The 8,999-nt window shown below is 46.9% G+C and carries 7 protein-coding genes, 11 tRNA genes, 1 riboswitch and 1 other annotated feature (2 of these 20 running past the window's edge); of the genes, 3 read left to right on the forward strand and 15 right to left on the reverse strand.

Going from position 1 to position 8,999, the window contains the following annotated elements:
- Positions 1–71, reverse strand: a binding site (T-box leader); it reaches 149 nt to the left of the window's first position.
- 42 nt (positions 72–113) lie between these two features.
- Positions 114–1,811, reverse strand: coding sequence for a LysM peptidoglycan-binding domain-containing protein (locus IGI73_RS14565; RefSeq protein WP_354018599.1), 1,698 nt, complete (start codon positions 1,809–1,811; stop codon positions 114–116).
- A gap of 300 nt (positions 1,812–2,111) precedes the next feature.
- Between IGI73_RS14565 and IGI73_RS14570 the strand changes: the two genes are divergently transcribed.
- From IGI73_RS14570 to IGI73_RS14580, 3 genes are read left to right on the forward strand one after another with little or no spacing between them, the layout of a single operon-like run.
- Positions 2,112–2,762, forward strand: a complete 651-nt coding sequence (locus IGI73_RS14570; RefSeq protein ID WP_121260603.1) for a phosphatase PAP2 family protein — start codon at positions 2,112–2,114, stop codon at positions 2,760–2,762.
- Positions 2,763–2,776: 14 nt separating this feature from the next.
- Positions 2,777–3,760 carry a TIGR01212 family radical SAM protein gene (locus IGI73_RS14575; RefSeq protein WP_010749006.1) on the forward strand — a complete coding sequence of 328 codons (984 nt, stop codon included), beginning with the start codon at positions 2,777–2,779 and terminating at the stop codon, positions 3,758–3,760.
- Positions 3,735–4,313, forward strand: a complete 579-nt coding sequence (locus IGI73_RS14580) for a tRNA (mnm(5)s(2)U34)-methyltransferase (RefSeq protein WP_208769955.1) — start codon at positions 3,735–3,737, stop codon at positions 4,311–4,313. The genes IGI73_RS14575 and IGI73_RS14580 overlap by 26 nt, the downstream gene beginning before the upstream one ends.
- A gap of 24 nt (positions 4,314–4,337) precedes the next feature.
- Here IGI73_RS14580 and IGI73_RS14585 read toward each other — a convergent pair whose 3' ends face one another.
- The 14 genes from IGI73_RS14585 to IGI73_RS14650 all read right to left on the reverse strand — a co-directional run.
- Positions 4,338–5,117, reverse strand: a complete 780-nt coding sequence (locus tag IGI73_RS14585; RefSeq protein ID WP_208769956.1) for an alpha/beta hydrolase — start codon at positions 5,115–5,117, stop codon at positions 4,338–4,340.
- Positions 5,118–5,139: 22 nt separating this feature from the next.
- Positions 5,140–6,597, reverse strand: a complete 1,458-nt coding sequence (locus IGI73_RS14590; protein WP_016609940.1) for an MDR family MFS transporter — start codon at positions 6,595–6,597, stop codon at positions 5,140–5,142.
- A gap of 66 nt (positions 6,598–6,663) precedes the next feature.
- Entirely contained in the window at positions 6,664–7,848 is a 1,185-nt protein-coding gene (gene metK, locus IGI73_RS14595; RefSeq protein WP_005233362.1) for a methionine adenosyltransferase, read from the reverse strand.
- Positions 7,846–7,927: riboswitch (SMK box riboswitch) on the reverse strand. It overlaps the preceding gene by 3 nt.
- Before the next feature lie 91 nt (positions 7,928–8,018).
- A tRNA-Glu gene (locus IGI73_RS14600) sits at positions 8,019–8,090 on the reverse strand.
- 15 nt (positions 8,091–8,105) lie between these two features.
- A tRNA-Ile gene (locus IGI73_RS14605) sits at positions 8,106–8,179 on the reverse strand.
- Positions 8,180–8,195: 16 nt separating this feature from the next.
- Positions 8,196–8,266, reverse strand: a tRNA-Gly gene (locus tag IGI73_RS14610).
- A gap of 7 nt (positions 8,267–8,273) precedes the next feature.
- Positions 8,274–8,346: transfer RNA gene (locus tag IGI73_RS14615), tRNA-Phe, on the reverse strand.
- A gap of 8 nt (positions 8,347–8,354) precedes the next feature.
- A tRNA-Asp gene (locus IGI73_RS14620) sits at positions 8,355–8,428 on the reverse strand.
- Positions 8,429–8,467: 39 nt separating this feature from the next.
- Positions 8,468–8,541: transfer RNA gene (locus IGI73_RS14625), tRNA-Met, on the reverse strand.
- A 66-nt stretch (positions 8,542–8,607) separates the two neighbouring features.
- Positions 8,608–8,697: transfer RNA gene (locus IGI73_RS14630), tRNA-Ser, on the reverse strand.
- 12 nt (positions 8,698–8,709) lie between these two features.
- Positions 8,710–8,781: transfer RNA gene (locus IGI73_RS14635), tRNA-Glu, on the reverse strand.
- 9 nt (positions 8,782–8,790) lie between these two features.
- A tRNA-Ser gene (locus IGI73_RS14640) sits at positions 8,791–8,878 on the reverse strand.
- Positions 8,879–8,899: 21 nt separating this feature from the next.
- Positions 8,900–8,973: transfer RNA gene (locus IGI73_RS14645), tRNA-Ile, on the reverse strand.
- Positions 8,974–8,990: 17 nt separating this feature from the next.
- Positions 8,991–8,999, reverse strand: a tRNA-Gly gene (locus IGI73_RS14650) (it continues 62 nt past the right edge of the window).

The raw sequence follows: 8,999 nt of genomic DNA on the forward strand, positions 1-8,999 counted from the left end.
GCATTTCCACCAACCATGCACTCTCTAAAAGTCCCACCGTACTTCTACTATTCCTTCTCAAACGTGAAAGTTTCTTTGCACTTATCCTAACAAAAATCATTAGGAATAGCAATCTATTTTACCCTAACTGTTTGTCCTGGGTAAATAAAGTTATTTTGAATATTGTTCCATTGGATAAATTGATCCGTCGTGATGCCGAACTTATCTGCGATCCCCCAAACAGAATCCCCCGATGCGACCTTGTACGTACCATTTGTCGCTGAAGTGCTGGTAGTAGCTGCCGTGCCGCCTTGCTTGACGACCACCTTTTGGCCTGGATAGATAAAATCATTTTTGATGTTGTTCCAGCTGCGGAATTGGTCCATCGAAATCCCGTGTTTATTGGCAACTGACCAGACTGAATCACCAGAAGCCACCGTATAGGTGTTGCCTGCAGCACTGCTGCTGGTTTGGCTGCTGACGGTCGTGCTCGTCGTTGTACTTGTACGGGTAGAACTACCGCTGACGACCACCTTTTGACCTGGATAAACATAGTCGTTTTTAATATTGTTCAAGCTACGGAACTGATCCATCGAGATGCCATGCTTGTTAGCGATCGACCAGACTGAATCGCCAGCTGCCACCGTGTAGGTGCCGCCACTGCTTTGGCTAGCCGTTGATGCCGTGCTGACGGTCGTAGTACTGCTGGTATTCGTAGACGAACCACCGCTAACGACAACTTTTTGCCCTGGATAGACAAAATCATTTTTGATGTTGTTCAAACTGCGAAATTGATCCATCGAAATGCCATGCTTATTGGCGATCGACCAAACGGAATCGCCAGAAACTACGGTGTAGGTATTGCCTGATGTAGTTGCTGAAGCATTGCGATTGACGATCGATACCGTTGAAGTTGCCGAAGTACTTTGGGTACTGCCGTTGACTTTCAAGGTTTGTCCTGGATAAACAAAATCGTTTTTGATATTGTTCAAACTGCGCAGCTGATCCATGGAGATGCCATGTTTGTTGGCGATCGACCAGACCGAGTCCCCCGAAGCGACTGTATAGGTTTGACTGCCGCTCATGCTGACAGCTGATGTCGTGGTCGTCGTACTCGTTGAAGCACTGGCTGTGGCGCCACCACCGGCATTGCCAGAAGCTGGCGTGTCATATTTCGTCAACCCAAATTGCTGGATCACGGCATTCAGTGAAGAGGCATAGTTTGGTGCAGTCGCATAACGGCCTGCTAGCCATGCGGTTGCATCAAGATATGAAGTCGTATTGCTTTTCCAAGCGCCAGAATAATACGCGACACCGCTTTGTAAAGAAGTTGAGCGTAAAGTACGTGCGTTATCTTCAAATGATTGCGTGTAAGATGGGTAACGCTTAAAGGGTTCATTCATAGTCAACCATTGGTTGTTCAAATATTCTAAGGTACTCATATAAACGGTTTGACCGTTATAGCTTCCTTTGATTCCGAAAAGATTGTAATTCGGTGCTTTTGATAAGCTGCTTCGGCCCCAACCACTTTCTAAAATGGCTTGCGCTATCATCACAGAAGCATATAGATCGTTGGCGTTTGCCACAGGTTGGGCGTACGTAGCGATTTCAGCAATAAACGCGGAAGTATTCGGCGCGGCAAAATTGCTAGTAGAAACTTGGGCAATCGAGGTCTCTACGGCTTCTGCTTGAACCGATGACACCAATGGAGCTACAACAGAGCAAGCAGTCAGTGTTGTTCCTAAAACAACTGCACTTTTTTTGATCACTCGATACTTATCGCCCGATTGGTCTGCTTGACGATGTACTTTTCTTGATTGACTCGTGTTCATGTCCGTTATTCCTCCGTTTTTTCCTTATAGTGAACGTAGGTTTAGTATACAATTTCTTAAGAATTTATAAAAGGTATTTGAGCCGATTTCAGAAACTGTAAACTCTTTGTAATCAAACGAACATTTATTGCAATGAAGCAATTGGCCTGCTCCCGATAAACGTATCGCTTGCTCAGACGAGTAACCCCCTGCTCGTTCCCTGCTTTTTCCGACTTGTGATAAATGCTATAATACCTTCTAGATGTCTCTTTGACTTAATGACAATAATTGACAGAAATTCTCTAGAAACGAGGCTTATCCATGCATAAAAAACTTTATTTTCAATTTGCAGGCAGTTGCTTTTTACTGCTGTTCGTTTTTCTCGGCTATGTCGTGAAATTTTACCCTACTTGGTTGGTCTCCTTTGACGAAACCTTGACTCGCATCATCCGCAGCGGCTACCCGTTTTGGACACCGTTTTTTCTATGGGTCACGAAATTTGCGAATCCTACCACGATCATCTTGCTCTTTCTCGCTGTTTTAGCTGTCTTAGTGATCAACAAGTATTATGCTGAAGCTCTATGGCTCAGTTTTGGTACCATCGGGATTGCTGGGCTCTTTAATCCATTGATCAAACTGGTCTTTTTACGGGAGCGCCCAACTCTTGAACACTTAGTCACGGAATCAAGCTTCAGTTTCCCCAGTGGACACTCGACGGGCAGTATGATTTTTTATGGAACCTTGCTCTTCTTGGTCCCAGTTTTCTTTAAGCAGCCTTTTTGGCAATGGGGCATCCGCCTTTTGCTGGGCCTTTTGATTGGCTGCATCGGCATCAGCCGTATTTATGTTGGTGTGCATTTTCCTAGTGATGTGTTAGGCGGTTTTTGTGTTGGCCTGTCTTGGCTGCTGTTGACCTATCCGTACTACTTGCAAAAACGCTTTGTCTGGCGCTTCACGCGTAAACAATTATAAAAGAAGGTAAAAAAATGAATCCATTTCCTTATGCAGAAGATAAAAACAAACGATACCATTCGTGGAACTTTGCTTTGCGGCAAGAATTTGGCGAAAAAATCTTTAAAGTCCCCATCGATGCGGGCTTCGACTGCCCCAATCGTGACGGCACCGTTGCCAAAGGCGGCTGTACATTTTGCAGTGTGTCCGGTTCTGGCGATATGATCGTAGCACCGGAAGCCCCACTGCCAGAGCAGTTTGAAAAAGAGATCGCCATGATGCACAAAAAGTGGCCGCAAGTGGACAAATACATTGTCTATTTTCAAAATTTTACGAACACCCACGCACCGGTGGCAGTGATCCGCGAGCGCTTCGAGCAAGTGCTGACACTACCTGGTGTTGTCGGGATCTCCATTGGGACCCGACCAGACTGCTTACCAGAAGATGTCGTTGACTATCTAGCAGAGCTCAATCAACGCTTTTATTTATGGGTCGAATTAGGACTGCAAACGACGTTTGAAACCACGAGCAATGCCATCAACCGCGCCCATGATTATCAAACTTACTTAGACGGCGTCGCCAGCCTGCGCAAACACAATATTCGTGTCTGTACCCATTTGATCAATGGCCTGCCAGGCGAGACGATCGAGATGATGCAAGAAAATGTCCGCCGCACCATTCAAGATTCTGATATCCAAGGCATCAAACTGCACCTGCTGCATTTGATGCGCAATACTCGGATGCTGCGGGATTATCATGAAGGACGTTTGCAATTGATGCGGCGCGATACCTATGTGTCATTGATCTGCGATCAGTTAGAAATGATCCCCCCAGAGATCATCATTCATCGCTTGACAGGCGATGCACCATGGGATTCTCTGGTAGGTCCAATGTGGAGTTTGAAAAAATGGGAAGTCTTGAATGAGATCGATCAAGAAATGCTGCGCCGCAACTCCTATCAAGGAAAATTCAACGTGCGAAAGGAGCCTGTCAATGCTGCCGACCGCCATGCGCTATAGCCACACCCTTTTAAAAGAAGTTCTACAACCGGGACAAACCGCCGTTGATGCCACGATGGGCAACGGCTTCGACACGGAATTACTGGCTTCCTTAGTTGGCCCAACTGGTCAGGTGTTTGCGTTTGATATTCAAGAACAAGCCCTGCAAGCTACCAAAAAGCGGTTGGCTGAAAAAGAGCTGTTGGCGCAAGTCCAGCTGATCCATCAAGGCCATGAGACGTTGGCAGATGTTGTGAGTGGTTCGGTTCACGCCGCCATTTTCAATTTAGGCTACTTGCCGAAAGGGGACAAAGCGATCATCACGCTGCCTGATACAACGAAAACGGCTTTAGAAGCTTTACTGACACGTTTAGCCCCGAAAGGTAGAATCATCCTCGTCTGCTATTATGGACACGCTGGCGGCGAAGCAGAGCTGAAAGAAGTACACTCCTTTTGTCAGCAGCTACCGCAAGAGGCATTCAATGTCCTTTCCTATCAATTTATCAATCAGCGCAACCAACCGCCGATCTTATTTTGTATCGAACGAAAAAACCATCAGTCCTCGGCACGTTAAGGTGTCGATCGACTGATGGTTTTTTTATTTACTAAAAAGCCATTGCAGGACTCGTTGGATCCATTGATCCCAGAAATTCCAATCATGATCCCCAGTTCCCGATTCAAACGTTACGGCTAGTTTGCGTTTTTGCAGCTTATCCACCGCATATTCACTTGCCGGATACAGCTGATCCTCGGTTCCGCAGCTAATAAAAAAGCGCGGCGCTGTGCTTGGATCGATGGTCTCAATCAGATGGATCAAATCATTTTCTGACCCTTTGAATTGCTCTAATGGTCCAAAAATTCCTTCCCAATAAGCTTGGCTTCGCAGCTGCAGCAAGGAATCCATGCTTTCAGCCAGCGCTAATGCCCCAGACAAAGACGCTACCGCCGCAAACTGGTCAGGCTTTCTCAGCCCGAGTTTTACTGCCCCGTAGCCCCCCATCGAAAGCCCAGCCGCAAAAGTTTTTTCTCGTTTTTGCGTCAGCTGAGGAAACAGCTCATGGCAAATCTGTGGTAATTCTTCGGCGATAAAAGTCCAATACTTCATCTCATAGGTCGTATCGGTATACCAACCCAGATCAGTAGACGGCATGATGACCGCTAGTTGATACTCTGCGGCATACCGCTCGATCGACGTCCGTCGCTGCCAGACACTATGATTTCCGTTCATCCCATGCAATAAATAAAGCACCGGGAGATCTGTGCCCGTTGTTTGGCTTTGCGTGCCGATTTTTTTCTTGGTACTTTGAGGCAAGATCACATCGATCATTACCTCCATTTCAAGAACATTTGAATAGATATTTGCTTGTAAAAAAGCCATACAATCACCTGCGATCCTTTTTTTATATTGTACCAGATTCTCGCGAAATCGTGCGGGTCAAACCAATCGCTAGCACAATAAGTAAAACACCGATCCCAAAAACCCAGTGTAGACCGCTATAAAGAATCTCCCGTAATTGCCCTAATAATGCGGTTGGCAGCTGGCGCGCAGCGGCTGGATCTACTAGCTGATTCATGACACTGCTGTCATTGACTTGTGCCTGTGCTAAGCCTACGCTATTACTGGTGTTTAAAACGATACCGAAGACCGCTACCATGATGGTTTGCCCGATCGTTCGCAACAGAGTATTGAAAGAAGTCGCCACGCCGACTTGTGTGGGGCCAACGCTGGTTTGGGCAGTAACCGTACAAACCACCATCGTTGCCCCTAACCCGACGCCAGTAATAGAAGAAATGACCAAGAACAACCAGAATGAGGTCTGTGCCGGTGTCAAAAACAGCCACAAAGCACCGGTAGCCGTGATCAACAAGCTAACCGTCAAGACCCAGCTGACACTGTGCTGTGTCAACCAACGGCTGGCTAAGAAGGAGCCAATCATCCATAAAATCGACAACGGTGCCAACACAAGCCCGCCAATCCCCGCACTCATGCCTAAGACTCCTTGCATCCACATTGGGATATAAACATCGATCCCCATCAAGAAGCCGCTAGCCAAAGCTGCTACGATATTGACCACCACAAATAATTTTGAGTGAAACAGCTTCAGATCAATAATCGGATCTGCTGCTTTTTTCTCCACCCGAACGAAGCCGATGAACATAAGGACAGAAAAAACGAACAGACTGAGGACAGGCAGACTCACACCATAATCTCCCAGCAACTGGAAGCCTAGCAGGAGTCCTACTAGCGTCAACATCAACAAGAGACTGCCTGCATAATCAATGTTGACTGCAGCAAAGGCCTTTTTTTCTTCATGAAAATAAAACCAAATCAAGGCAATCAGCCCTAATCCAATGGGTACGTTGATAAAAAAGATCCAATGCCACCCGATCGTATCTACGATCAAGCCACCGGCTAAGGGACCAACGACACTGGCGATCCCCCAAGCCGTACTATTGAGCCCTAAGACTTTCGCCCGCTTTTCAACGGGATACAGGTCCGCAATGATCGTTAGGGCAACGGGCATCATGGCCCCTGCGCCTAATCCTTGCAACGCTCTGGCAATGATCAACGTCAACATCGTGTTGGCCATCCCACAAAACGCCGACCCGATAATAAACAGCAACGTCCCAAATAAAAAGACTGGTTTGCGGCCGATATTATCGGCAAACTTGCCGTAGATCGGGGTCAACATCGCACTGGTCAAAAGATAGATCGAGAAGACCCAGTTCATGATCTCGATCCCTTTCAATGAACTAACGATGGTAGGCATCGCTGTCGTAATGATCGTTCCTTCGATTGCGGTCATAAACGTTGCGACAAAGACCGCAATGGTGACTAATTTTACATTGGTTCGCATATAACTCCTCCTTTTACTCCAAAAAAAAGAACCTCTATTGATAGTCATCAATAGAGGTCGCCTCTTTTAATCCTTCACACTTGCCAAAAGTGCCGCCACCTTGTCGGTGCGTTCCCATGGCAAATCGATATCTGTACGACCGAAATGTCCGTAAGCGGCAGTCTGACGATAAATCGGACGGCGCAAATCTAACATTTCAATAATTCCTGCTGGTCGCAAATCAAAGTTTTCCCGTACCGCTTGGATCAAGCGCTCGTTGCTGACGGTTCCTGTACCAAAAGTGTTGATGCTGATCGAAACGGGCTGTGCCACACCGATCGCATAGGCTAATTGTACTTCCACTTTTTTGGCTAGCTTTGCTGCTACGATGTTTTTGGCAATGTAGCGAGCCGCATAGCTGGCTGAACGGTCAACTTTGGTTGCATCTTTTCCAGAAAACGCACCGCCGCCATGACGTGCATAGCCGCCATAAGTATCAACGATGATTTTTCTGCCAGTCAAACCGGCATCCCCTTGAGGACCGCCGATCACAAAACGACCAGTAGGATTGATATAATATTTTGTCTGCTCGTCTAAAAGATCGGCAGGGATCACTTCTTTGATCACTTTTTCGATGACATCACGGTGGATCGTTTCATTATCAGCCGCATCATCATGCTGGGTACTAATAACGACGGTGTCCACTCTTTGTGGTTGATCGTTATCATCATATTCAACGGTTACTTGTGATTTTGCATCTGGACGCAAATAGCTTAGTTCGTTGTTTTTACGCAACTCTGCTAAGCGACGTACCAGCCGATGGCTCAACGCGATCGGTAAAGGCATCAATTCAGGTGTTTCATCAACGGCAAAACCAAACATCAAGCCTTGGTCGCCGGCACCGATATCTTCTTTATCCGTTTCTCCACGACTTTCTAAAGCATCGTCAACGCCTTGAGCGATATCTGGTGATTGCTCATCGATCGCTACCAAAACAGCAACCGTATCGCCGTCAAAGCCGAATTTTGCTCGTGTATAGCCGATTTCTTTGATGGTTTCTCGGACGACTTTTTGAATATCTACATAAGCAGAAGTAGAAATTTCTCCAAAGACTAAAACCAATCCGGTAGTAACTGACGTTTCGCAAGCGACCCGTGCCATTGGATCTTCGGCAAGCAACGCATCTAAGATGGCATCACTGATTTGGTCGGCTACTTTGTCTGGGTGTCCTTCTGAAACGGACTCTGATGTAAATAAGTGTTTCTCTGTCATTTTTGTATTCCCCCTAATATATGTTTCGGTTACAAGGCATCTTCGCAGCTGCGAATCCTTTCGGGAACTTGCAACGGACTGATTATAACAAATTTTGACTGCTCATGCTTGAAAAAATGATAAAAAGATCATTTTTGGGCAATAAAAAAACACTCTCAAGAGTGTTTGCATGATCCGTACGGGATTCGAACCCGTGTTACCGCCGTGAAAGGGCGGTGTCTTAACCGCTTGACCAACGGACCAGTTTAAAAATGTAATGGGCCTAAATGGACTCGAACCATCGACCTCACGCTTATCAGGCGTGCGCTCTAACCAGCTGAGCTATAGGCCCCAAATAAAAAATGCAAAGCGGGTGACGAGAATCGAACTCGCGACAACAGCTTGGAAGGCTGTAGTTTTACCACTAAACTACACCCGCATTCCTATGGCGCGGGACAGAATCGAACTGCCGACACATGGAGCTTCAATCCATTGCTCTACCAACTGAGCTACCGAGCCAAAAACAACGGTCTGGACGGGACTCGAACCCGCGACCTCCTGCGTGACAGGCAGGCATTCTAACCAACTGAACTACCAAACCAGAAGCTTTGTATTGCTGCTTTGCCGTTAAACAAAGCAATTGCGGGAGCAGGATTTGAACCTACGACCTTCGGGTTATGAGCCCGACGAGCTACCAGACTGCTCCATCCCGCGATAAGTAATTACTTTACAGTAATTAAAGGACTGTGATTCTTTTGCTCGCAACAAAAGAGACAGTTAAGGAGGATAAGGGATTCGAACCCTTGCACGGTTTTACCCGCCTGACGGTTTTCAAGACCGTTCCCTTCAGCCGGACTTGGGTAATCCTCCAAAAGTAAAAAATGATCCGTACGGGATTCGAACCCGTGTTACCGCCGTGAAAGGGCGGTGTCTTAACCACTTGACCAACGGACCAATAAAAAACGGAGAAGGAGGGATTTGAACCCTCGCGCCGGTTTCCCGACCTACACCCTTAGCAGGGGCGCCTCTTCAGCCACTTGAGTACTTCCCCAAATGTATGACTACATTTTGATGGGCCTAAATGGACTCGAACCATCGACCTCACGCTTATCAGGCGTGCGCTCTAACCAGCTGAGCTATAGGCCCCAAAAAATAAAAGCTAAAGCGGGTGA

Source organism: Enterococcus sp. DIV0755f, assembly GCF_051713725.1.
In the GTDB taxonomy this organism is placed as follows: Bacteria; Bacillota; Bacilli; order Lactobacillales; family Enterococcaceae; genus Enterococcus_D; species Enterococcus_D casseliflavus.

Excerpts from the sequence above, each read along its gene's own strand:
- IGI73_RS14565 (WP_354018599.1), bottom strand. The coding sequence starts at position 1,811 with ATGAACACGAGTCAATCAAGAAAAGTACATCGTCAAGCAGACCAATCG.
- IGI73_RS14585 (WP_208769956.1), bottom strand. The coding sequence starts at position 5,117 with ATGGCTTTTTTACAAGCAAATATCTATTCAAATGTTCTTGAAATGGAG.
- metK (WP_005233362.1), bottom strand. The coding sequence starts at position 7,848 with ATGACAGAGAAACACTTATTTACATCAGAGTCCGTTTCAGAAGGACAC.
- IGI73_RS14575 (WP_010749006.1), top strand. The coding sequence starts at position 2,777 with ATGAATCCATTTCCTTATGCAGAAGATAAAAACAAACGATACCATTCG.
- IGI73_RS14590 (WP_016609940.1), bottom strand. The coding sequence starts at position 6,597 with ATGCGAACCAATGTAAAATTAGTCACCATTGCGGTCTTTGTCGCAACG.
- IGI73_RS14580 (WP_208769955.1), top strand. The coding sequence starts at position 3,735 with ATGCTGCCGACCGCCATGCGCTATAGCCACACCCTTTTAAAAGAAGTT.
- IGI73_RS14570 (WP_121260603.1), top strand. The coding sequence starts at position 2,112 with ATGCATAAAAAACTTTATTTTCAATTTGCAGGCAGTTGCTTTTTACTG.